At 60.3% G+C, this 22328-nt stretch carries 19 protein-coding genes; 15 read left to right on the top strand and 4 right to left on the bottom strand.

Annotation, left to right across the window (positions count from 1 at the left end; genetic code table 11):
* The first annotated feature begins 64 nt into the window (after positions 1-64).
* The 3 genes from truB (at position 65) to pnp (ending at position 3691) form a co-directional block, all read left to right on the top strand.
* Positions 65-991, top strand: coding sequence for a tRNA pseudouridine(55) synthase TruB (gene truB / locus ABQU90_RS06225; RefSeq protein ID WP_323521174.1), 927 nt, complete (start codon positions 65-67; stop codon positions 989-991).
* 156 nt (positions 992-1147) lie between these two features.
* On the top strand, positions 1148-1408 hold the full coding sequence (gene rpsO, locus ABQU90_RS06220) for a 30S ribosomal protein S15 (protein ID WP_055850100.1): 261 nt from the start codon (positions 1148-1150) through the stop codon (positions 1406-1408).
* 168 nt (positions 1409-1576) lie between these two features.
* The gene (pnp, locus tag ABQU90_RS06215; RefSeq protein WP_323521173.1) at positions 1577-3691 is read left to right on the top strand and encodes a polyribonucleotide nucleotidyltransferase; all 2115 of its coding nucleotides are present in this window, start codon (positions 1577-1579) and stop codon (positions 3689-3691) included.
* 530 nt (positions 3692-4221) lie between these two features.
* Here the strand turns inward: pnp and ABQU90_RS06210 are convergent.
* From ABQU90_RS06210 to ABQU90_RS06200, 3 genes are all read right to left on the bottom strand, one after another.
* Positions 4222-5274, bottom strand: coding sequence for a DUF2272 domain-containing protein (locus ABQU90_RS06210; RefSeq protein WP_115554116.1), 1053 nt, complete (start codon positions 5272-5274; stop codon positions 4222-4224).
* Between the two features lie 63 nt (positions 5275-5337).
* Positions 5338-6219: a carboxylating nicotinate-nucleotide diphosphorylase gene (gene nadC, locus ABQU90_RS06205; RefSeq protein ID WP_323521172.1), complete on the bottom strand. Its 882-nt coding sequence runs from the start codon at positions 6217-6219 to the stop codon at positions 5338-5340.
* The gene (locus tag ABQU90_RS06200; RefSeq protein WP_055850108.1) at positions 6216-6485 is read right to left on the bottom strand and encodes a Trm112 family protein; all 270 of its coding nucleotides are present in this window, start codon (positions 6483-6485) and stop codon (positions 6216-6218) included. Before ABQU90_RS06200 ends, nadC begins: the two co-directional genes overlap by 4 nt.
* 58 nt (positions 6486-6543) lie before the next feature.
* On the opposite strand from ABQU90_RS06200, the gene purE reads away from it, so the two are divergent.
* The gene (gene purE, locus ABQU90_RS06195; RefSeq protein ID WP_115562410.1) at positions 6544-7047 is read left to right on the top strand and encodes a 5-(carboxyamino)imidazole ribonucleotide mutase; all 504 of its coding nucleotides are present in this window, start codon (positions 6544-6546) and stop codon (positions 7045-7047) included.
* Positions 7044-8189 carry a 5-(carboxyamino)imidazole ribonucleotide synthase gene (locus ABQU90_RS06190; RefSeq protein ID WP_323521171.1) on the top strand — a complete coding sequence of 382 codons (1146 nt, stop codon included), beginning with the start codon at positions 7044-7046 and terminating at the stop codon, positions 8187-8189. The genes purE and ABQU90_RS06190 overlap by 4 nt, the downstream gene beginning before the upstream one ends.
* A gap of 131 nt (positions 8190-8320) precedes the next feature.
* Here the strand turns inward: ABQU90_RS06190 and ABQU90_RS06185 are convergent, their stop codons facing one another.
* Positions 8321-8899 (bottom strand): superoxide dismutase, encoded by a 579-nt coding sequence (locus ABQU90_RS06185; protein WP_323514920.1) that lies wholly within the window; start codon positions 8897-8899, stop codon positions 8321-8323.
* Positions 8900-9020: 121 nt separating this feature from the next.
* Between ABQU90_RS06185 and grxD the strand changes: the two genes are divergently transcribed.
* The 10 genes from grxD (at position 9021) to ABQU90_RS06135 (ending at position 22312) form a co-directional block, all read left to right on the top strand.
* The gene (grxD, locus tag ABQU90_RS06180) at positions 9021-9341 is read left to right on the top strand and encodes a Grx4 family monothiol glutaredoxin (protein ID WP_055850119.1); all 321 of its coding nucleotides are present in this window, start codon (positions 9021-9023) and stop codon (positions 9339-9341) included.
* The gene (locus tag ABQU90_RS06175; protein ID WP_323521170.1) at positions 9338-10081 is read left to right on the top strand and encodes an SDR family NAD(P)-dependent oxidoreductase; all 744 of its coding nucleotides are present in this window, start codon (positions 9338-9340) and stop codon (positions 10079-10081) included. Before grxD ends, ABQU90_RS06175 begins: the two co-directional genes overlap by 4 nt.
* A complete protein-coding gene (locus ABQU90_RS06170) occupies positions 10078-10677 on the top strand; it encodes a YhgN family NAAT transporter (protein WP_005996031.1) in 600 nt (199 codons plus the stop codon). Before ABQU90_RS06175 ends, ABQU90_RS06170 begins: the two co-directional genes overlap by 4 nt.
* A gap of 375 nt (positions 10678-11052) precedes the next feature.
* Positions 11053-14259 (top strand): TonB-dependent receptor, encoded by a 3207-nt coding sequence (locus ABQU90_RS06165; protein WP_323521169.1) that lies wholly within the window; start codon positions 11053-11055, stop codon positions 14257-14259.
* 106 nt (positions 14260-14365) lie between these two features.
* The gene (gene ppnN, locus ABQU90_RS06160) at positions 14366-15751 is read left to right on the top strand and encodes a nucleotide 5'-monophosphate nucleosidase PpnN (protein ID WP_115513319.1); all 1386 of its coding nucleotides are present in this window, start codon (positions 14366-14368) and stop codon (positions 15749-15751) included.
* A gap of 125 nt (positions 15752-15876) precedes the next feature.
* Positions 15877-16395, top strand: coding sequence for a GspH/FimT family pseudopilin (locus ABQU90_RS06155; protein WP_115554110.1), 519 nt, complete (start codon positions 15877-15879; stop codon positions 16393-16395).
* Positions 16392-16871, top strand: coding sequence for a type IV pilus modification protein PilV (pilV, locus tag ABQU90_RS06150; RefSeq protein WP_115554109.1), 480 nt, complete (start codon positions 16392-16394; stop codon positions 16869-16871). The genes ABQU90_RS06155 and pilV overlap by 4 nt, the downstream gene beginning before the upstream one ends.
* A gap of 5 nt (positions 16872-16876) precedes the next feature.
* The gene (locus tag ABQU90_RS06145) at positions 16877-18037 is read left to right on the top strand and encodes a PilW family protein (protein WP_115554108.1); all 1161 of its coding nucleotides are present in this window, start codon (positions 16877-16879) and stop codon (positions 18035-18037) included.
* 2 nt (positions 18038-18039) lie between these two features.
* Positions 18040-18567, top strand: a complete 528-nt coding sequence (locus tag ABQU90_RS06140) for a pilus assembly PilX family protein (protein ID WP_115554107.1) — start codon at positions 18040-18042, stop codon at positions 18565-18567.
* A gap of 10 nt (positions 18568-18577) precedes the next feature.
* Positions 18578-22312 (top strand): pilus assembly protein, encoded by a 3735-nt coding sequence (locus ABQU90_RS06135; RefSeq protein WP_323521168.1) that lies wholly within the window; start codon positions 18578-18580, stop codon positions 22310-22312.
* Positions 22313-22328: the final 16 nt, after the last annotated feature.

Raw genomic sequence — 22328 nt, 5'->3', positions numbered from 1 at the left:
GCAAGATTGCCGCCCCCCTGAATTCCCGCGGACGCGCACAGCGCCCGATTCGAGCACCGATCTTTTGAAACCCCGCATCGTCTATCGCCCGCTGCACGGCATCCTGTTGCTGGATAAACCGGCCGGGCTCAGTTCCAACAACGCACTGCAGGCTGCGCGCCGTCTGTTGCGGGCCGAAAAAGGTGGCCACACCGGCAGCCTGGATCCCCTGGCCACCGGCTTGCTGCCGTTGTGCCTGGGCGAGGCGACCAAGATCGCCGGCTTGCTGCTCGGCTCGGCCAAGGCGTACGACGCCGAGGTGGTGCTGGGCATCACCACCGATACCGACGATGCCGACGGTGAACCGCTGCGCGAGCGTGCGGTGCCTGCGCTGACCGAAGACGCGTTACGCGCAGCCTTGGCGCCGTTGATTGGCCGCATCCAGCAGCAGGCTCCGATCTATTCCGCGCTGAAGCAGGGCGGCGAGCCGCTGTATGCCAAGGCACGCCGGGGCGACGTGATCGAGGCGCCGGTGCGCGAGGTCGAGGTGCATGCGATTGAACTGATCAGTTACCACGCGCCGCGTCTGCAGTTGCGCGTGACCTGTGGCTCCGGCACTTACATCCGCAGCCTGGCCCGCGATCTGGGCGAAGCGCTCGGTTGCGGGGCGCATATCGCCTCGCTGCGCCGGCTCTGGGTCGAGCCGTTCCGGTCGCCACAGATGATGACGCTGGAGGCGTTGAGTGCGGCATTGGAATCGGGCACGCAGGCCGAAGATCTGCTGCTGCCGATCCAGGCCGGGTTGGCCGATTTTGCGCAGATCACCCTCGACCAGGCCCATGCGACCCGCTTCCGGATGGGGCAGCGGCTGCGCGATCCTGCATTTCCGACCGGCCAGGTCGCGGTATTTGACCCGGATGGAAGCCCGTCAGGCCTTGGTGTTGTTGACGCTGACGGCAGGCTGTCGCCGCAGCGCCTGTTCAATGGACTGAACGGAAGTCCGGGTTGTTAAGGTTTAGTCAACTTGTTCCCGGCGCCGTGCAACGGTACAATTTCGCGGCCCCGATCGGGGCACCTCAGCGCCAAGCGCGCTTATCCCTAGCAAACGGCGAGTCCGACGGTGCGTCATGCACGTTTCTGTCGACCACGCATCTATCGAGAAAACATCATGTCTGTTGACACCCAGAAAGTTATTGAAGACAACAAGCGCAGCGCCCAGGACACCGGTTCGCCGGAAGTGCAGGTCGCTCTGCTGACCGCACGCATCGAGCTGCTGAGCGGTCACTTCAAGACCCACAAGAAGGATCACCACAGCCGTCGCGGTCTGCTGCAGATGGTCAACCGTCGCCGCAGCCTGCTCGACTACCTGAAGAAGAAGGACAACGAGCGTTATAAGTCGTTGATCGAGAAGCTCGGCCTGCGCCGCTAATCGAGTCCTACCACCGCGGTGCAGCGATGCGCCGCGGTTTTGTTTTGGTCGTTCGCAAACGCGTCATCGCACCATCAAGTTTATGGGCCGGAGCCTCCCGGCCGCCCGTTCTCGGCATGGGTCGACGACGGTCCAACGAAGACAGTTACACCTAAGGAAAAAACCTCCGTGGCAAAAATCACCAAAACCTTCCAGTACGGCAAGCACACCGTCACCCTGGAGACGGGCGAAGTCGCTCGCCAGGCGAGCGGTGCCGTCATCGTCAAGATGGACGACACCGTACTGCTGGTCACCGCCGTCGCCGCAAAAACCGCGCGCGAAGGGCAGGACTTCTTCCCCCTGACGGTCGATTATCAGGAGAAGTTCTATGCCGGCGGCCGCATCCCGGGCGGCTTCTTCAAGCGCGAAGGACGTGCGACCGAGAAGGAAACGTTGATCTCGCGCCTGATCGACCGTCCGATCCGTCCGCTGTTCCCGGAGGACTACAAGAACGAAGTACAGATCATCGCGACCGTGATGTCGATGAACCCGGACATCGACGGCGACATCGCCGCGCTGATCGGCGCATCGGCTGCACTGTCGCTGGCCGGTACCCCCTTCAACGGCCCGATCGGCGCCGCCAAGGTGGGCTACAAGAACGGTGAGTACATCCTCAACCCGACCATCGCCGAGCTGAAGGATTCGCAGCTGGAGCTGGTGGTTGCCGGTACCGCCAATGCGGTGCTGATGGTCGAGTCGGAAGCGGAGCTGCTGTCCGAAGAAGTGATGCTGGGCGCAGTGACCTTCGGTCATCGCGAACTGCAGAAAGTCATCAACGCGATCAACGAGCTGACCGTCGAAGCCGGCACCAAGCCCAGCACCTGGGTTGCGCCTGCCAAGAACACCGCGCTGATCAACGCGCTGAAGGAAGCCGTCGGCACGCAGCTGGCGAGCGCCTTCCAGGTGCGCGACAAGTTGCAGCGTCGCGACGCCATCTCGGCGATCAAGAAAGACGTGATGGAATCGCTGGCCGGTCGCGTCACCTCCGAGGGCTGGAACACCGCCGAACTGTCGAAGGAATTCGGCGAGCTGGAATACCACACCATGCGCGACTCGGTGCTCGACACCAAGGTGCGTATCGATGGTCGTGCGCTGGATACCGTGCGTCCGATCGCTGTGCAGGCCGGCGTGTTGCCGCGTACCCACGGCTCGGCGCTGTTCACCCGCGGCGAGACGCAGGCGATCGTGGTCACCACGCTGGGCACTGCCCGCGATGGCCAGGTGATCGACGCGGTCAGCGGCGAGTACAAGGAAAACTTCCTGTTCCATTACAACTTCCCTCCGTATTCGGTGGGCGAGTGCGGTCGTTTCGGTGCGCCGAAGCGTCGCGAAATCGGTCACGGCCGTCTGGCCAAGCGCGGCGTGCTCGCCGTGATGCCGAGCCTGGAAGAATTCCCGTACACCATCCGCGTGGTCTCGGAAATCACCGAGTCCAATGGTTCCTCGTCGATGGCATCGGTCTGCGGCAGCTCGCTGGCGCTGATGGACGCCGGTGTGCCGATCAAGGCGCCGGTCGCAGGTATCGCCATGGGCCTGGTCAAGGAAAACGACCGCTTCGTAGTGCTGTCGGACATCCTGGGTGACGAAGATCACCTGGGCGACATGGACTTCAAGGTGGCCGGTACTGCCGAAGGCGTGTCCGCGCTGCAGATGGACATCAAGATCGAAGGCATCACCGAAGAAATCATGAAGCAGGCATTGCAGCAGGCCAAGGCTGGCCGTCTGCACATCCTCGGCGAGATGGCGCATGCACTGACCACCCCGCGTCTGGAACTGAGCGACTACGCGCCGCGTCTGCTGACCATCAAGATCCACCCGGACAAGATCCGCGAAGTGATCGGCAAGGGCGGCTCGACCATCCAGGCGATCACCAAGGAAACCGGTACGCAGATCGACATCCAGGACGATGGCACGATCATCATTGCCTCGGTCAACGCCATCGCCGCGCAAGCTGCGAAGTCGCGCATCGAGCAGATCACCTCGGACGTGGAGCCGGGCCGCATCTACGAAGGCAAGGTCGCCAAGATCATGGACTTCGGTGCGTTCGTCACCATCCTGCCGGGCAAGGACGGCCTGGTGCACGTCTCGCAGATTTCCAGCGAGCGCGTGGAGAAGGTCGGCGACAAGCTGAAGGAAGGCGATCTGGTCCGCGTCAAGGTGCTGGAAGTGGACAAGCAGGGCCGTATCCGTCTGTCGATCAAGGCAGTGGAAGAGGGCGAGGGCGTTCCGCCGTCGGCCGAGTAATCGCCGCTGGTTGATGCGTCACGAAAAGCGGGCTTCGGCCCGCTTTTTCGTTGTCGGTTCGGAATAGGCCGTGCCTTGTTCCTTTTCCTAACGGGAGAAAGTGCCCCGAAGGGGCGGATGAGGGAGCGTGCGAAGCCCGGTGTAGTTGAGACAGCACCATGGCTTCGCTTCGTACTCTCACGCCAACCTCTCTCCCGCAGGGAGAGGGGCTAGAGCGTGGCGCCATGCGTCTGATACTTCTCCCCTTGGGAGAAGGTGCCCCGAAGGGACGGATGAGGGTACGTGCGCAGCCCGGTACGGTTGAGGCGGCGCCATGGCTTCGCCCCGTACCCTCACGCCAACCTCTCTCCCGCAGGGAGAGGGGCTAGAGCGTGGCGCCATGCGTCAGATAATTCTCCCCTCGGGAGAAGGTGCCCCGAAGGGGCGGATGAGGGTACGTGCGCAGCCCGGTGCAGTTGAGGCGGCACTAGGGCTTCGCCCCACATCCTCACCTCAACCAGCCTGCCGGGAGAGGGGCTTTAAATCTTTCCTCACCCAGGCTGCTGCGTCGGCGCCGGCTGCGTTTCCGGGCGCGGCGGCACCACGCGTGGGAAACCTGGAGGCATCGTCTGCTCGGCAGGTGGTGCGGTGGGCGCAGGCAGTGGCTCGGTTGGTGGCGGCGCCAGCATTGCCGCGTCAGGACGCAGCTTCAGTAGCGCCGCCCAGTCGCGTCGGTTGAAGTCGCACAATTCTTCGTGTGCCGGCGTGCATTCGCTGGCGACGCCAAGGCTGTCTTCATTCTGATCCTGCGCGCTGTCGGACTGCGGCGTCGGCAATACCACGCGGCCTGCGCGGTCCAGCGGCATCTTGCGCATCATGACGGTGTTGAACACGTTGCCGCCAATCAGATACAGCGTGCGATCGCCACCGACGTTAGCGGCCACCACCACATCGCAATGCGATTGCCATGGCATCGGTGCGCTACCGCCCAGCGCGGCCTTCAAACCCGCGTAGCCGAGTGCAACGTTGCGCCCACGCAGCAGGCATAGCAGATCGCCGGGTGCGGGTTTTTCCACCGCAGGGTCGGTGAACTGGTACGGGCCGGTGGCGCCGTCGTTGTACGCGCTGCGGATGTAATCCAGATGGCGTGCGGAGCGATGGAATCCGCTCAGTCTCGCTTGCGTCATCACCCATGAAATGAAGGCGGCCGACCACGGGTTGTCGATCAGGAACGCGCGACAGTCGCTGGCGGTGTAGCGGGTGCCATCCAGTGCGGCGCAGCTCGATGCGCCGGGACGTCCGCCCATCGAGGCAAGCGTGCCGCTATCGCGCCAATAGCCTGCGACGCGTTGCCAGGCCACGACGCCATGGTCGGCGAGATAGCCGGATTCGGCCTCGGTCACGCCCAGGCTGGCAAGGCGGCCTTTGGCGTCGATAAACGGGTGCTGCCATAGGCGATGCTCATTGCAGGCCGTGCGCACGATGGCGATGGCTGCAGGGCTGGTGCCGAAGCGCGGTGGCATATCGCACACTTCCGCAGCCGCAGCGCTGCCACCCAATCCTGCAAGCAGCAGGCACATCCACGGCCAGGGTCTTACGGTCATCGAACATCCTGCACGAAATCAATCGCAGCAGGCTGACAGAGCAGCCTGCGCGCACGCGTGAAATCAGCGCGGGGCCGGGCCGAGTTTGAGCGACAGATCCACCGCCTGCACATGTTTGGTCAGCCCGCCGATGGAAATGCAATCCACGCCGTCCTGCGCAACTGCGCGGATGCCGGCCAGGTCGACGCTGCCGGAGACTTCCAGCGGGATACGCTGATCCACCGGCAACGCGGCGACGATACGCACGGCATCGCGACGCATCGCCGGATCGAAGTCGTCGATGAGGATACGCGTGCAGCCCACCTGCAATGCCTCGCGCAACTGCGCCAGCGTTTCCACCTCGACCACCAGCGGTAGCTGCGGTTGCTGGGCACGTGCGGCCTGCACGGCTGCGCTCAACGAGCCGGCGGCGCGGATGTGATTTTCCTTGAGCATCACCGTGTCGAACAGGCCGATGCGGTGATTGTCGCCGCCGCCGCAGCGCACTGCGTATTTCTGCGCCATGCGCAGGCCCGGCAGCGTCTTGCGCGTGTCCAGGATGCGGGCTCCGGTGCCGGCGACTGCGGCCACATACGCCGCGGTGGTGGTAGCCGTGGCCGAAAGCGTCTGCAGAAAGTTGAGCGAGGTACGTTCGGCACTGACCAGGCTGCGGCTGCGACCTTGCAGGGTGGCCAGCACCGTGCCGGCGCTGACGTGCTGGCCTTCGTGCACGTGCCAGTCGATGCGTACCTGCGGGTCGAGCGCGCGATGCGTGGCATCGAACCAGGGCCGGCCGGCAATCACCGCATCCTGCTTGCACAACAGATACGCACTGTCGGCTTGATCGGGAAGCAATGCCGCAGTTACATCGCCAGTACCGATGTCTTCGGCCAGCGCGCGCGCCACATCGGCGTCGACCAACGCGGCGGGCGGCGCCTCCGGCACGGTGCGCACGGACGAATTCACTTGTCGGGAAAGTCGGTGATCTGGGCGGTGCCGATGGCTTCTTCGGCCAGCAGTACCGGAATGCCGTCGTCGACGCGGAAGATCTGCTTGCGGTCGCGGGTGATCAGGGCCTCGCGCAGCGGCTGGCTTTGCGCGGTACCGTCGGCGCGCTGCAGGTTTCCGGCGGCGATGGCGGTGTTGAGTGCTTCCAGGCCTTTGCCGTCCAGCAGCGAGAGTGGCTGGCGGGTGTCGGGCGAGCACAGCAGGTCGAGCAGTTTGCGATCCATCGAAGTCTTGTCTTGCGTGGAGATTGGCTAGAATACGTCTTTACCGCAGGGCAGGGCCATGACCTCCAACCACTCCGCGCCGCTGGTCGGCATCGTGATGGGCTCCCGTTCGGATTGGGAGACCATGCAACACGCAGCTCAGAAGCTCGATGCGCTGGGCGTGCCGTACGAAGTCAAGGTAGTGTCGGCGCACCGCACGCCCGATGTGCTGTTCACCTACGCCGAGCAGGCGAGCGCGCGTGGGTTGCGCGCCATCATTGCCGGTGCCGGCGGTGCGGCGCACCTGCCGGGCATGCTGGCGGCCAAGACGGCGGTGCCGGTCCTGGGCGTGCCAGTGCAGTCCAAGGCGCTCAACGGCATGGATTCACTGCTGTCGATCGTGCAGATGCCGGCGGGTATCCCGGTGGCTACGTTTGCGATCGGCAATGCCGGCGCTGCCAATGCGGCATTGTTCGCCGCTGCGATGTTGGCGCCGGAGCAGCCGCAGATCGGCCAGGCACTGGCGCAGTTCCGTGCCAAGCAGACCGATGATGTGATGGCCAGCGACGACCCGCGCCAATGACCACAGTTGGAATTCTGGGAGGCGGCCAGTTGGCGCGCATGCTGGTGCTGGCCGGCTCGCCGCTTGGGCTGCGGTTTGCAGTGTTCGACCCGGCAGCCGATGCCTGCGCAGGGCAGGTGGCGCCGCTGCAGGTGGGCGCGTTCGACGATGCTGTCGCGCTCGCTGCGTTCGCCGCGCAGGTGGATGTGATCACCTTCGATTTCGAGAACGTGCCCGCGGCCAGCGCGCAGCAACTTGCCGCGCAGGTGCCGGTGTTTCCGCGCCCGGATGCCTTGGCGGTGGCGCAGGACCGGCTGAGCGAAAAAACCTTGTTCCGCGAACTCGGTATTCCGGTGCCGGAGTTTGCTGCCATCGACGACCGCGCCGGGCTTGACGCTGCATTGGCGCGTATCGGCACGCCGTGCGTCCTCAAGACGCGCCGCTTCGGTTATGACGGCAAGGGCCAGTTCCGCATCAAGACGCTTGCCGATGCCGATGCGGCATGGACTGCGCTGGGTGCACAGGCGGCCAAGGTCGGGTTGATTCTTGAGGCATTCGTGCCATTTCAACGCGAAGTCAGCGTGGTGGCGGTGCGGGGCCGCGATGGTGAATTCCGTGCGTGGCCGCTGACCGAAAACTGGCATGTCGATGGCGTGCTGTCGGCCAGTCTCGCGCCTGCCAATGTGGACGCAACGTTGCAGGAGGTCGCCGAAGCACACGCGCGCGCCATTGCCGACACGCTGGACTACGTGGGCGTGTTTGCCCTCGAACTATTCGTGCGCGATGGCGCACTGCTCGCCAACGAAATCGCCCCGCGCGTGCACAATTCCGGCCACTGGACCATCGAAGGCGCGGAAACCTCGCAGTTCGAAAATCACCTGCGCGCTGTGCTCGGGTTGCCGTTGGGCAGCACCGCGATGCGCGGCCATGCCTGCATGCTTAATTGGTTGGGTGCGATGCCCGACGCTGTGGCATTTCTGGCTGTACCCGGCGGGCATTGGCACGACTACGGCAAGCAGGCGCGCGATGGTCGCAAGGTGGGCCACGCAACGCTGCGTGCCGATACCCCGCAGATGCTGGCACAGGCGCTCGTCGAGGTCGGCATAGCGTTGCAGCGCAATGCGCACGTTGAACCGGTGATTGCGCGCCTGCGCAAAGGCTGAGTGTCAATCCCGAGAGATCGCGACGCAGCAGTGCGGCGTCGCGCGGGTTGTGGTGCGACTGCGTGCGCTTCGATTGAGTGCGCGCAGGTGGGTGCATCGGCGAGCGATCCGTTGCTAACGAGACGCGCCTGCTAGCCCAACCGGCTGGCGACAAAATCCCAGTTGATCAGCTTCCAGAATGCCTCCAGGTACTGCGCACGGTCTTGCTGGTAATCCAGGTAGTACGCGTGTTCCCAAAGATCGCACGCCAGCAGCGGCGTATCCGGCCCGGTCTGCGGGGTGGATGCATTGGGCGTTGCGACAACGGCCAATGCGCCGTCTGGACGCTGCACCAGCCATACCCAGCCCGAGCCGAAGCTGCTCAAGGCGACGCGATTGAATTCCTGCTTGAAGTGCACGAAATCGCCGAAGGATGTGCCGATGCTGTCGGCCAGCTTACCGAGCGGTTCGCCGCCGCCGCGTGGCCGCAGGCATTGCCAATAGAAATTGTGGTTCCACACCTGCGCGGCCAGATGAAACAGCGTGCCCTGCGCCTGCGCGATGATCTCTTCCAGCGTCAGCTCGGCAAACTCGCTGCCTTCGATGCGCGTATTGAGCCGTTCGACCTCGCCGCGATGACAGACGCCGTGGTGCGCCTCCAGGGTCGCGGACGAGAGATGCGGCTCCAGAGCGGCGCGGGAGTAGGGCAGTGCAACGTGTTCGATCGGCATGATGGCAATGGCAGCGAAGGGAGTGCGGCGACAGGTCGCGCTGAAGGCTTACAATGCGCGCCTTTGCGGAAGTCTATCCGACCCGGCGGTCGGGCCTGCCGCTCCCAGTCAGGAGAGTCCAATGCCGGTGATGGAACGGATCCAGGCCGAAGTCGAACAACACCCGATCGTGTTGTTCATGAAAGGCACCCCGCAGTTTCCGATGTGCGGGTTTTCCAGTCGCGCAGTGCAGGCGTTGATCGCCGCTGGCGCAGACCAGGTGCGCACGGTCAACGTGCTGGAAGAACCCGAAGTGCGCGCCAATCTGCCGCGCTATTCCAACTGGCCGACCTTCCCGCAGTTGTTCATTCATGGCGAGTTGATCGGCGGGTGCGACATCACGCTGGAACTGTTTGAAGCCGGCGAGCTCAAGCGCATCGTCACCGAAGCGTACCAGCCGTGACTGCAGTGCAGGGCCAGCCGCTCTCGCCATCACTGACCGGGCGGGTCGTGCTGATCACCGGCGCGGCCGGCGGGCTGGGCACCGCTGCTGCACAGGCATGCGCATCCGCAGGGGCGACCGTGGTGCTGCTGGGCCGCAAGCTGCGCCCGCTGGAGCGCGTCTACGATGCCGTCGCCGCGCTAGGGCCGGAGCCGTTGCTGTATCCGCTCGACCTGGCCGGGGCGACCGCGGAGGATTACGCAGCATTGGCGCAGCGGCTGCAGTCCGAATTGGGTGGCGTCCACGGCTTGCTGCATTGCGCGGCAGAGTTCGTTGGGCTGACGCCCGCCGAACTTGCGGCACCTGCGGACTTCGCACGCAGCATCCACGTCAACCTCACCGCACGCGCCTGGTTGACTCAGGCCTGCCTGCCATTGATGCGGCAGCAGGACGACGCGGCCGTGGTCTTCGTCGTCGACGATGCCGTACGCGTCGGTCAGGCGTACTGGGGCGCATACGGCGCCGCCCAGCACGCACAGCTCGGCGTGATCGCCAGCCTGCATCATGAAACTGCAGCCGGTCCGGTGCGTGTCCACGGCTTGCAACCTGGCCCGATGCGTACCGCGTTGCGCGCGCGCGCCTTTACCCATCAGGAAGACAGCGAGGCGGCCGATCCTGCCCGTTACGCGTCCGCCTGCGTCACCCTGTTGTCCATGGCAGGTGTCCCGCACCGCGGTGCGATCTGGAGCCCTTCCACATGACCATTCTGTCGGCAGCGTTGCTGCTGTTCCTGATCCTGGACCCGCTGGGCAACATCCCGGTCTTTCTCAGCGTGCTCAAGCCGTTGCCGCCGAAGCGTCAGCGCTTCGTGCTCGCACGCGAGCTGCTGATCGCGCTGTGTGTCCTGATGGCGTTCTTGTGGGGCGGCAAATACGCGCTGGAACTGATGCATCTACGTCAGGAATCGGTAGCGATCGCCGGCGGCATCGTGCTGTTTTTGATCGGCATCCGCATGATCTTCCCGCGCCCGGAAGGCCTGATGGGCGAGATCCCCGATGGCGAGCCCTTCATTGTGCCGTTGGCCATCCCGCTGGTGGCCGGCCCGTCCGGTATGGCCGCGGTGATGCTGATGGGTAGCAACGAACCCACGCGTCTTTGGGACTGGAGCCTGGCGCTGATGATCGCCTGGATCGGCGCTTCCACGATCCTGGCATCGGCACCATTGCTGTACAAATTGCTCGGCCACCGTGCACTGACCGCAATCGAGCGGCTAATGGGCATGCTGCTGGTCGCGATTTCGGTGCAGATGTTCCTGGACGGGTTGGGGACGTACTTCAAGCTGCCGGTGTCCATCTAAGGCGATTGTCATATTCGGGAACGACCCGGGCCGCGCGCCGCGTCTTGCGCGCGCGGTTGCGCAGAGTGGGCGAACGGCATTCCCGCCGGCTTTCCGCGCGTAAGAAACTCCCTGTCGAGACGCACGTCTCGCTCCCGCTGCGACCTTGCGCAGTCTGGCGGTTGCGCCGTCACATGCGAAGTTCATGTTGCAGTGCGCGAACTTTGTCACGCCGCCGTCACAATCAGGCCTTAGCGTGTTAATCTGTTGTTAACCGTTGCGGCAGCAACCAGCCGCGCGGCAAGGGACCCCCAGATCATCGGCAGCCCACCCCCGGGAACGGTTGGGCTGACTGCGCCTTTTTGTCACTGCCCAACCTGTATCGAGGCTACCGAAATGACCCACCCCCGTTGTCTCCGCATGTCCAAGCTCACCCTTGGTCTCGTTGCCGCACTCGCCGCTGCGCCCGTATTTGCCCAGAGCACCTCCGCCGGCGTCGCTGGCCTGGTCACCAGCAGCGGCGGTCAGCCGGTGCCGAATGCCGAAGTCACGATCACCCACGTCGAATCGGGTACCGTCAGCCGCGCCACCACCGATGCCAGCGGACGCTACAACGCGCGCGGCCTGCGTGTGGGTGGGCCGTACACGATCACCATCACCAAGTCGGGTGAAGGCACCAAGACCGAAGAGGGCGTGTACCTCAACCTCAACCAGGTCAATAGCGTCGACGCTTCTCTGGGCGGTGACGTCACCACGCTGGGTGCTGTGCAGGCCATTGGTGGCGACTACGGCTCCGCTCTGTTCAGTGCCAACAAGATGGGCACCGGCACCAACGTGACCCGTGAGCAGATCGAATCGCTGCCGTCGATCAACCGCAACCTGCAGGACTATGTGCGCCTCGACCCGCGCGTGGCGCAGACCGACAAGGCGCGCAACGAGATCTCGGTGGGCGGCCAGAATCCGCGCTTCAATCTGATCCGCGTTGACGGTATCAGCACCAACGACGCGTTCGGTCTCGAGTCCAATGGCCTGCCGACTCCCCGCCAGCCTTTCTCGATGGATGTCATCGACGAAATCTCGGTAGACGTTGCGAACTACGACGTCACCATCACCGGCGCCACGGGCGGCGTGATCAATGCGGTCACCAAATCCGGTACCAACGAATTTCACGGTTCGGTCTACGGCACCTATCGCGAGAACGATTGGTCGGGCAAGAACCAGAACGATATCCGCCCGCAGCTGTTCGATAACGAGACCACCTACGGCCTGACCCTGGGCGGCCCGATCATCAAGGACAAGCTGTTCTTCTTCGCCAACTACGAAAAGTACAAGGGCAAAGGCGTGTTCACCGGAGCCTCTGGCTACGGTCCGACTGGCTCGGGCGAGAGCAATATCGTTCCGATCTCGCAGGCGCAGGTCGATGAAATTATCGACATTTCGCGCAATGTCTACGGATTCGATCCGGGTACTCTGGCATTACCGGCACTGGATTCGGATTCGGAAGAAAAGGGCTTTAAGCTTGACTGGAATATTTCCGACAAGCACCGCGCTTCCTTCCGCTACGGCGAGACCGAGCAGAGCACCGCGAACCTTAACGGGTTTGGCAATCAGGCGCTTTCGCTAAATTCGTATCACTACGTTCGCGATTTCAGTCTCAAAACCTATACCGCTCAGTTGTTCAGCGATTGGACCGATACCTTTTCGACCGAAGCCAAGGTTTCCTATCGCGATTACTCGGCCGCGCGTACGGCTGCTTCGCAATTGCCGGCCGTAGCTGTGCGTATCGGCAACAACACCGTCAACCTGGGCACCGAGCAGAGCACCCAGGCTAACGAGCTGCGTACCGAAACGTGGAACGTCTTTTTCGCGGGTACGTTGTTCTTGAACGACCACACCGTCAAGTTCGGCTTTGACTACGAAGACAACGATCTTTTCAATCTGTTTGGGCAGCGCGTCTTTGGTTCTTACACGTTCAACTCGATTTCGGACTACCGCAACAATATTGCCCAGAACTATCGTTACTCGCAGTCCAACAGCGGAAATATCGACGATATCGCTGCGAAGTGGGGAATGCGCAACGTGGGCGTATTTGTGCAGGACACTTGGGCAGTCAATAACAACCTGACGCTAACCTTCGGTCTGCGTTACGACGAGCCGATGGTGAAAAACAGTCCTGCCTACAATGCGACGGCATCCTCGGTGTTCGGTTTCCGCAACGACCAGACCATCGACGGGAATGGCCTGTTCGAGCCGCGTTTTGGTTTCAATTATACGTTTGACAGTGATCGCCCGACTCAGGTGCGTGGTGGCGTAGGCCTCTTCCAGGGCGCAGCGGCAACGGTTTGGTTGTCGAACCCATACTCCAACACCGGCCTGGCTTATACGGATTACAACTTCTCTAGCCCGGCACTGGTACGTGACAATGGCATCCGCTTCACTCCGGATATCAACAATCAGCCGCGGGGCACGACTGTCGCCGGAAGCACGCAATCTGTCGATTTCGTCGATGGCAAGCTGGGGCAGCCCTCAGTGTGGAAGGCGAACCTCGCCTTCGATACGGAATTGCCGTGGAACGGAATCGTTGCATCTGCTGAAGCGGTAGTTACGAAGGTCAACGAAGCCATCTACTATCAGCAGCTGAACCTGGGTGCGGCGAGTGCAGTGGGTCAGGATGGCCGCAACATTTACTGGAACGCGAACGGTCTTCGTCCTTCCAGTTGGAACGTCAACGGCCTGCAGCCAACTGGTGTTTCAGTAGATGCACGCGGCAATCGTGATCGCCGATACAACGATGCGCTGATCGCGCGTCCAACCGACAAGGGCGGCAGCGAGAGCTTTACCGTCGGTCTGAACAAGCCCTTCAACGGCGGCGACTGGTCCTGGGGTCTGTACTACACCTACACAGATGCAGATGAAGTCAGTGGTCTGACCAGTTCGACCTCGGGTTCGCAGCTGGGCAATAACGCGGTATTCCAGGCCAACGAAAACGTCGCTTCGACCGCCGCGTACGAAGTGAAGAACAGCATCCTCGGTACGTTGAACTGGAAGCATGCGTTCTTCGGCGATTACGAGACCAAGTTGGGCCTGATCTACCAAGGCCGCAATGGTCGCCCGTATAGCTATGCGTTCGACAACGACGCCAATGGCGATGGTCGCTTGAACGACCTGTTGTATATCCCGGCCGGCCGTGGCGACGTGCTGTTCGGTACCGCGCGAGAAGAACAGGCGTTCTGGAACTACATCGAAGGCAACGAGTATCTGGCCGCCCGTCGTGGTCAGGTCGCCGAACGTAATGGCGCACGTAACTCCTGGATCAACCAGTTCGACCTGCACATCGAGCAGGAGATTCCGGGCTTCTTCAAGGACAACAAGGCCTCCCTCTGGCTTGACGTCATGAACGTGGGCAACCTGCTCAACAAGAAGTGGGGCCGTGTCGAGGAATATGGCTTCCCGGGTATGCGTGGTGTCGTGGAATACGGCGGTATCGATGCGGCCAGCGGCAAGTACGTATATCGCTTCAATACGCCGGACCAGTCCACCGTGTACGACGACCGCGGCATCTCCCGCTGGGCACTGCAGCTGGGCTTCCGCTACCAGTTCTGATCGCGTTTAGCGTGTCATGTGTTGCGAAAACGGCCGGGTCTTCCCGGCCGTTTTCTTTTGGGCGGGTGAGTACGTTAAAGTCCTTGAGAGACGACAGGAGCAAGCTATGGAACTCAGCAGTACGGCGGCACGGGCGCTGCCGGTGGTGGATGCGCGGATCTACCCGCGTGGTGGCCTGGACGTGTTGTCCAAGGCGGAAGTGGCCCGGTTGCGCGATGCATCCAGCGGCGGCATGCACGAATTGCTGCGCCGTTGCGCGCTGGCGGTGCTGACCAGCGGCAGCGCTTCCGACGACCCGCGCGCCGCGCGCGATCTGTACCCGGATTTCGACATCCAGGTGAACCAGCAGGATCGCGGTATCCGCATCGACCTGAATAATGCGCCGGCAATGGCGTTCGTCGATGGCGAGATCATCCGCGGCGTCGCCGAGCTGCTGTTTGCCGTCGTACGCGATCTGGCCTACATGGCCATCGAGCTGGAAGCGCAGCGCGCCGATCTGGACACCAGCGAGGGCATCACCAACGCAGTGTTCGGCCAGTTGCGCAACGCGCGCATCCTGCAGCCGTCCGACCCGAATCTGGTCGTTTGCTGGGGCGGGCATTCCATCTCGCGCGACGAATATCTGTATACCAAGCAGGTGGGCTACGAGTTAGGCCTACGCGGGCTGGACATCTGCACCGGCTGCGGCCCGGGCGCAATGAAGGGCCCGATGAAGGGTGCCACCATCGCACATGCCAAACAGCGCAAGCACCACACGCGCTACATCGGCGTGACCGAGCCAGGCATCATCGCGGCCGAATCGCCGAACCCGATCGTCAACCACCTGGTGATCATGCCGGACATCGAGAAGCGCCTCGAGGCCTTCGTCCGTATCGGTCACGGCATTCTGGTGTTTCCGGGCGGCGTCGGCACTGCCGAAGAGATCCTGTATCTGCTCGGCATTCTGCTGCGCGAAGAAAACGCGGACCTACCGTTCCCGCTGATCCTGACCGGGCCGACCATCGCCGCGCCGTATTTCGAACAGATCGACCGCTTCATCCGCCTCACCCTCGGCGACGCGGCAGCGTCACGCTACGAGATCATCGTCGGCGACCCGGTCGCCGTTGCGCGCCGCATGGCCGAAGGCATCCACGAGGTGCGCGCGCATCGCAAGGACCAGAAGGACTCGTACTACTTCAGCTGGTCGGTGCACATTCCGCTCGAGTACCAGCAGCCCTTCGTCCCCAGCCACGAAGCCATGGCCGCCCTTGACCTGCATCACGGCCGCCCGGCACCCGAACTGGCTGCCGACCTGCGCCGCGCCTTCTCCGGCATCGTCGCCGGCAACGTCAAGGAAGACGGCATGCGCCGCATCGAAGAGTTCGGCCCCTTCGAGATCCACGGCGACCCGGACATCATGCAGGCCCTGGACGAACTGCTGCGCGGTTTCGTCGAGCAGCGCCGGATGAAGATCTCGGGAGACTACCGGCCTTGTTATCGGGTGGTGACTTAAATCTGTTGAGGATTTCAGGGGCCGATTCAGGCGTTCATCGGGCCAATACGCCGCTTATCTGCGCCTGATTGCTTTCGGCGGCGTTGTTGCCAATGCTGTGGGGGTCAACGCAGGGGAGCGTCTGAATGTCTGTTATCCGTCCGCGCGGATTCACCTTGATTGAGCTTATGGTAACCGTGGCCGTGCTTGCGATCATGTCTGCCATCGCTTATCCGAGTTTTCAAGGTGTATTGCGTTCTAACCGCGTCGCTGCAGCAAATAATGAGTTGATGGCTCTTTTGAATTTGGCCCGAAGCGAAGCCATCCGTAACGGTCAGGGTGGGGGAGTATGCGGCAGTTCCAACGGCACCGCATGCGACGGTAGTTGGAGCGCTGGGGTCATGGCCTGGGGCGATACTAATGGGAACGGTGGCTTTGACGCAGGCGAGGCTGTCCTACGTTTTTCTACTGGAAATCCCCGTCTCATCGTCCAAGGGCCTACCACTGGGACGGTGATAGGGTTCGATGCGCGCGGCCGCCGCCGGGCGGTCGCCGACCAGCAACTCGGACTTCGACCTGATCAATGCGGGGGTCAGGCTCTCAAAAGATCACTGACCGTCAATGCGTCCGGCCAGATCCGTAGCAAAAAGGAAGCTTGCTCATGAGACGTAATGGATGTGCTGGCGCGCGCGCACGGAGTGGTTTCACTCTTATCGAAGTATTGATTGCCATTTTGGTGCTGGCTTTCGGGCTGCTTGGATTTGCACTTCTGCAGACTATGAATGTCCGCTTCGTCCAGAGTGCGAACTACCGCACTCAGGCAACAAACCTGGCGTACGACCTCATCGATCAGATGCGATCGAACAGGTACCTGGTTACCCAATACACTGCTGCTACCTTTGCCGCAGGGTCTGTGACAATTGGTGGCGCCTGTGGTTATCCGACTGGTGCGACGGTAGCCGTTGCACAAAATATTGCCCGTTGGCAGTGCCAAGTTGCGAAGGCGCTGGGAGATAAGGCAGCTGCTACGGTTACATACACAAATGGAGTTGCAACTGTATCGATTAGCTGGGGCGACCAGCGTTGGGACAAGGACAACCCCGATACGTTAACCAGCTTTGCGTTGCGCACGGAGATTTGACCAAAATGAGTCTTTACAGACGAAGTGCCGGTCTTTCTCTAATCGAGCTGATGATTGCGATGGTAATCGGGCTGGTGCTGTTGTTGGGCATCATCCAGATCTTTTCAGCTTCGCGCACGGCTGCCCAGCTTTCTGAAGGTGCGTCGCGTGTGCAGGAAAATGGACGATTCGCATTGGACTACTTGGCGCGGGATATCCGCATGGCCGGACATTTCGGTTGCGTCAATGACCAAGCTCAGTTTGTGAGGGCACAGGGAGATCCGCGAGTGAATCTTTCTGCCGCTACTGGAAGCGGAAGTCCGCTGGATTTTTCCGTGTCGATCCAGGGGTACGAGGCACCAGGAACAGCGCCTGGCGATGCTCTAACGATCGGAGCCAGTGCGGGCGCCATCAGTGGACTGCCAGCAGCCATTCAAAATCTCAGCCCGGCTCCACGAGCTGGTAGCGACATCATTGTCTTACGGTTTCTATCGGCAGAGGGGGTCCCAGCGACCGGTATTGCGGCAGCGGGTTCCAACACAACGCTGACGATGGATGCGAGCCGTTGGGCACGCCTTACCGATGATGGCGTCGCGGCACCGACGTTGTTTGGAATCGCCGATTGCGCACATGCGGATGTTTTTGCCGGTACAACTACGGCGGGAACCGTGGTTGCATCAGGCGTCAATCTGTCCGGTCGCTATGTCGTGCAACCTACGGGACAGACGATGGTTTACCGAGCTGAGTCATTGGTTTACTACGTCGCCAACAATCCCGACACGGGTGAGCCAGCTTTGCGGCGCGCCCGGGCTGGAAGCAATGGTCAGTACACCAGTGAAGAATTGGTGGAGGGAATCGAAAGTCTGCAATTCCTTTATGGATTGGATAGCACTGAAACTATTTCTACACAGACTCCGCCCGCAGGAAATATCACCGCCCAGCGCGTGGCAAGCGGTGTCGCTGTCGCGACCGACGCAGTAGCGTCCAATCAGTGGCGTAGGGTTGGTCAGGTTCAGGTAGGTGTTCTCGCGCGAAGTCCGACCGCTGCGTCAGCAGCTGCGCCGGTCCAAAACAGCCGCCAAGGCGTAATCGGAGTCACGGTAGTTCCGCCTAGTGTTAGTGATGGACGCTATCGCGCTAGCTACGAACTTTCAGTAGCGCTGCGCAACCGCTTGTTCGGGAACTGATTATGCCAACGACAGGTTTCAATGAAGATCGCAAGTTGGATTTGGTTGGCGGCAATCGGCAGCGAGGCGCCGTCTTATACGTGGCGCTTATCATCCTAGTGCTTCTGGCGCTGATCGGTATTGCTGGCATCCAAGTATCTGGCATGCAGGAAAAAATGGCATCGAATTATCGTGCCGTAAACCGCGCATTCGAAGAGGCCGAAGGTACGGTGAGAAATGCAGAGAATTCGGTGGAGAAGATTTCTAACCGGACCACGTCATCTAGCGACGTAACTAGTTTGGTGGGTTCTGGTGACATTAAGCGTGTTTGTGATGATGGATTCGATCCAATGCAATGGGCACAGTCGCAAACCTCCAATCGTGCCGTCAATGTCCGTCAAATAGACCAGTGCATTCAAGGTGAGGCAAATATCGGCATGGGGCAGCCTGTAGATCCAGCATCTCCGGTATTCCAGATCACCGGTGTTGCCGCCGATGACGCTAATAATCCCACCTCTGAGGCGGCGATCGACACCGTCTTCAAACTTTGAAGAAACGTATATGACATCTCGCAGAACGAAAGTCATTCTTGCTTCTACGGTATCCGGTGCCATTGGATTGGGTTTCTTCATCTACGCTTTGGTGGCAGCACAAGGGCAAGGAGTACTGGCCCAAGCACCTATGAATGATGAGGTGCAGACCCCCCCAGCATTCGTGATGGCGGTTGATGACTCCGGCTCCATGACATTTCAAACCCAATTCCCCGGGCAAGATGGACAAGGCTGCTGGAGTACGACTAGGCAAAGCTTCTTCAGCAGCGCTGGAGTCCTAAATACGGAAGACTCTCCAAGCGTAGTCTGCGGTTACAACCATGTTCTGCCGGGTGTCCGCATTGATGAGAATCGCCTAGGTGTTCCTCCGTTGGATGGTTTGGGCTTTGCGCGTTCGGCGACTTACAACCCAACTTATTATGATCCTGCTGTGAAGTACGATCCATGGGTGAATAGCGACCGCAATATTTTTCCTCAGGCTAATGTAGTCAATACGCGTATCAATCCGTTACAGACTGCTACGGTTGCACTCTCGTCGAACTATATGGGCGAAGATTTTAGTGGCAGTTTTCGTATACAGAATGGAATGGTGCTTCCTAGAGGGACTGGTTATAGGCAGCGTTTCCGCGACAACAATAACGCTCTCTTCTTCGGTGCGGAGCAAATCACCACTTCTGATGTGACTTGGAACGCAGGAGCGCAGACGCTTCTAATCCGTTTTTGGCCTGCTACTTTTTTTGTTCCTTATACTGGAGCAAACGATGCACGACCAGTGCTACAGGGCAGTGTCGGTGCATACGACTCTGCGTTGCGTGAGCGTGTGCGCGATGCGTGTGGCGCCGGCTGTGATCTCTGGAAGTATACTATCCGTGCTAGTGACGCAGACGCTCTCCAAAACTTTGCTAATTGGTTTTCATTTTATGGAAATCGAAATCGAGCAATTATCGCTGGCATGACGCGATCATTGGCGGATGTCAATAATATGCGGGTAGGTTTCTTTAGAATCAATCAAAATGCCAGTTACGATGCTGTAAGTGAGCTGTTGCCTATGCGCAACATGGGTACCCCCAGCGAGAAGGTGGCACTCTATAATTCAATTCTTGCGCTGCCTGCGAGTGGCGGCACGCCAAATCGGCAAGCAGTTAATGCGGCGGGGATCCAGTTTCGGCGTACTGATAGCGCAGCACCAGTTCAATTGGCGTGCCAGAAGAATGCGGTCATGCTGTTTACGGATGGATATAGTAACCAGGATGGTCCATCTATTAGTAATGCAAGCGGTGATGGTGATATGGGAATCCCGTTTAGTGATGGGTACGACAACACTATGGGCGATATCGCTGCCAGGTATTACAAGAATATTAATGGTGGATCTCCTATTCGAGCAGATCTACCTGCTGGGCTAGTTCCAGTCCCGAGCTCATGCAATACCGCAAATGCGAGCGTGCGTCTGGATTGTCAAAAGAATCTGCACGTCAATTTCTACGGCATTACGTTAGGGGCGCGCGGCAATCTTTTCAATCCAAATGTAGTGCAGGATGCGTATACCACACCAGCGGTCTATCAAAACTGGCCATTTCGCGAGAATGACGAGCGAAGCACTGTTGACGATATTTGGCACGCAGCAACCAATACTCGTGGTCAATATATTAACGCCCGGACTCCAGCTGAGATCACTCAAGCCATGCGGCGAGTGCTTTCTTCTGTGACATCAGGTTCATCCCCGTCCGGGACTCTGGCCCAGAGTGGGGCGCGTATTGGCACTGGATCTTTCTCGGTCGCCCCCAGTTATGAGATTGCCAATGAAGGGACAGACTGGTTTGGTCGGCTAACAGGGTACACAGTGACGGTCAACCAGCAAACACGTGAGGCAGTCAGTACCGCCGCTTGGGAGGCTAGCGCACGCATGCCATCAGCTACGGCTCGTAATGTGTTAGTTAGCAAGGCCGGCGTGGTCTCAGCGTTTAATGACGCTAACGTTTCGCTTGCCGATCTCTGCACTAAATCGACAGCACTCTATCCGGGCATGTCTCTTTGCACCGGTTCAGACCTTTCTAACCTTGGGGCTACTGCTGCGACAGCGAGCGCTTACTTGCGTGGCGATGGGTCTGGCGAAGTGCGTAGCGGTGGTCGCTTGCGCGATCGCACTACTGTCCTGGGAGATATTGTTAATTCCGCCCCGGTCATAAGCTCTCCGTTAGATGATTATGGCTATCGCAGTTTACCTGGCGCTCCGGGAAGTACTTACCAGGCTTATCTAAATGCCAAGAAAGCGGGTCGGAATTACATGGTCTACGTCGGGGCCAATGATGGAATGCTGCATGGTTTTGACGGCGGCATGAATGGCGAGGGGGTCATGGCCTCGAACGGTGGGGTTGAGCGTTTCGCTTATATACCATCGACGGCACTTGGACACATGGGTAACTTACTGTTGCCCTACGACCCAGCAAATCAAAATGACCAGAAGTTTAGTCACCGTTATTACGTTGATGGGCCACTGGCTGTATCGGACACTTATTATGGGGGGGCTTGGAAGACAAGCTTGGTTGGCACCTCTGGTGCGGGCGGGCGCGGTGTGTTCGCATTTGACGTGACGACGCCCACGAGTGTTACTGCAACTAGTCGCCTTTGGGAAATTAGCGATCTTGATAACTCTTTGGCCGCGACGGTTCGCAATAACATCGGTTTCGTTCTGGGTAAGCCTGTTATCGTTCCGATCCTGAATTCGGCTGGTGCCGTAACCTGGAAGGCCATTTTCGGAAATGGCTACAATAGCGCCAGTGGGAAAGCCGTACTTTTTCTTGTCGACATAAAGACTGGGGCGCCGACGATCACCATGATCGAAGCTGCTGAGCCGGGCAACAGCATTTCCGGCAGTAATGGCTTGGGGAACATTGTTGTTGTCGACCGGTGGGGTGGTGCCAACCAACTGGATAGGTTACGTGACGGCTACGCCGATACGGTCTACGCTGCAGATCAAAAAGGTGCTGTTTGGAAATTTGATTTGCGTAATACAACAACTGCGCTTACTGTGCCTCTATTCACTGGTCGTACATCAGTGGAGAACGGAGCGACATATCGTCAGCCTATTACTGGGGGCTTAGTAGCGACTGCGGGTGAAAATGGAGGCGTAACATTGTTCTTTGGTACGGGTAGTTTCTCGTTCCAGAATGATCCGTTTGACACGGCGGTTCAGTCGCTTTACGGCATCAACGATGTTAGTGCTGGGGTTATTACAACTACACTCACGCGCTCTAACTTGCAGGCGAACTCAGTCGCGACATCTGGTACTTCCCGTAGTCTTGTGATGGGCTCTAATGTGACAGGCGGGCAAGGTTGGTATGTGGATCTGCCTGCCGGGGAGCGCATGGTCGGCAATCCTAATGTTGCGTCTGGTATCGTTTTTATACCGACGTACGTTCCCAATCCCAACAGCGTTGGCTGTGCTGCGCAGGGTAGTAATTGGCTCTTTGGATTGGATACCCGGACAGGCGGTGCAGCCTTGGATGTTGCTCGAAACGGCTCTCCTACTGGTGCCGCATTTGCTTCTGGGACGGCTGCAACTTCCTTGACTACTCAGGGAACAACGCCTGTAAAAGACGTGGGTGTCTCAGCGATCCCTCGCTTGACGCCAGCTGATACGGCTCCTGGTGGTAGCTCATGTTGGATGGTGATCAACGTGGCGGGCGCGCAGCCGATGTACGTTCCTTATCCATGCGGAAGGCAATCGTGGAGGCAAATTCAGTGATCGGACTACACAAGCG

It is taken from the genome of Xanthomonas sp. WHRI 10207 (genome assembly GCF_040202975.1).
Taxonomy (GTDB): domain Bacteria; phylum Pseudomonadota; class Gammaproteobacteria; order Xanthomonadales; family Xanthomonadaceae; genus Xanthomonas.
Note: the sequence above shows the minus strand (reverse complement) of the source record. Positions and strands in the feature narration are given on the sequence as shown.

Excerpts from the sequence above, each read along its gene's own strand:
- rpsO (WP_055850100.1), top strand. The coding sequence starts at position 1,148 with ATGTCTGTTGACACCCAGAAAGTTATTGAAGACAACAAGCGCAGCGCC.
- ABQU90_RS06210 (WP_115554116.1), bottom strand. The coding sequence starts at position 5,274 with ATGACCGTAAGACCCTGGCCGTGGATGTGCCTGCTGCTTGCAGGATTG.
- ABQU90_RS06200 (WP_055850108.1), bottom strand. The coding sequence starts at position 6,485 with ATGGATCGCAAACTGCTCGACCTGCTGTGCTCGCCCGACACCCGCCAG.
- purE (WP_115562410.1), top strand. The coding sequence starts at position 6,544 with ATGACCTCCAACCACTCCGCGCCGCTGGTCGGCATCGTGATGGGCTCC.
- ABQU90_RS06190 (WP_323521171.1), top strand. The coding sequence starts at position 7,044 with ATGACCACAGTTGGAATTCTGGGAGGCGGCCAGTTGGCGCGCATGCTG.
- ABQU90_RS06185 (WP_323514920.1), bottom strand. The coding sequence starts at position 8,899 with ATGCCGATCGAACACGTTGCACTGCCCTACTCCCGCGCCGCTCTGGAG.
- grxD (WP_055850119.1), top strand. The coding sequence starts at position 9,021 with ATGCCGGTGATGGAACGGATCCAGGCCGAAGTCGAACAACACCCGATC.
- ABQU90_RS06170 (WP_005996031.1), top strand. The coding sequence starts at position 10,078 with ATGACCATTCTGTCGGCAGCGTTGCTGCTGTTCCTGATCCTGGACCCG.
- ABQU90_RS06165 (WP_323521169.1), top strand. The coding sequence starts at position 11,053 with ATGACCCACCCCCGTTGTCTCCGCATGTCCAAGCTCACCCTTGGTCTC.
- ppnN (WP_115513319.1), top strand. The coding sequence starts at position 14,366 with ATGGAACTCAGCAGTACGGCGGCACGGGCGCTGCCGGTGGTGGATGCG.
- ABQU90_RS06155 (WP_115554110.1), top strand. The coding sequence starts at position 15,877 with ATGTCTGTTATCCGTCCGCGCGGATTCACCTTGATTGAGCTTATGGTA.
- pilV (WP_115554109.1), top strand. The coding sequence starts at position 16,392 with ATGAGACGTAATGGATGTGCTGGCGCGCGCGCACGGAGTGGTTTCACT.
- ABQU90_RS06145 (WP_115554108.1), top strand. The coding sequence starts at position 16,877 with ATGAGTCTTTACAGACGAAGTGCCGGTCTTTCTCTAATCGAGCTGATG.
- ABQU90_RS06140 (WP_115554107.1), top strand. The coding sequence starts at position 18,040 with ATGCCAACGACAGGTTTCAATGAAGATCGCAAGTTGGATTTGGTTGGC.
- ABQU90_RS06135 (WP_323521168.1), top strand. The coding sequence starts at position 18,578 with ATGACATCTCGCAGAACGAAAGTCATTCTTGCTTCTACGGTATCCGGT.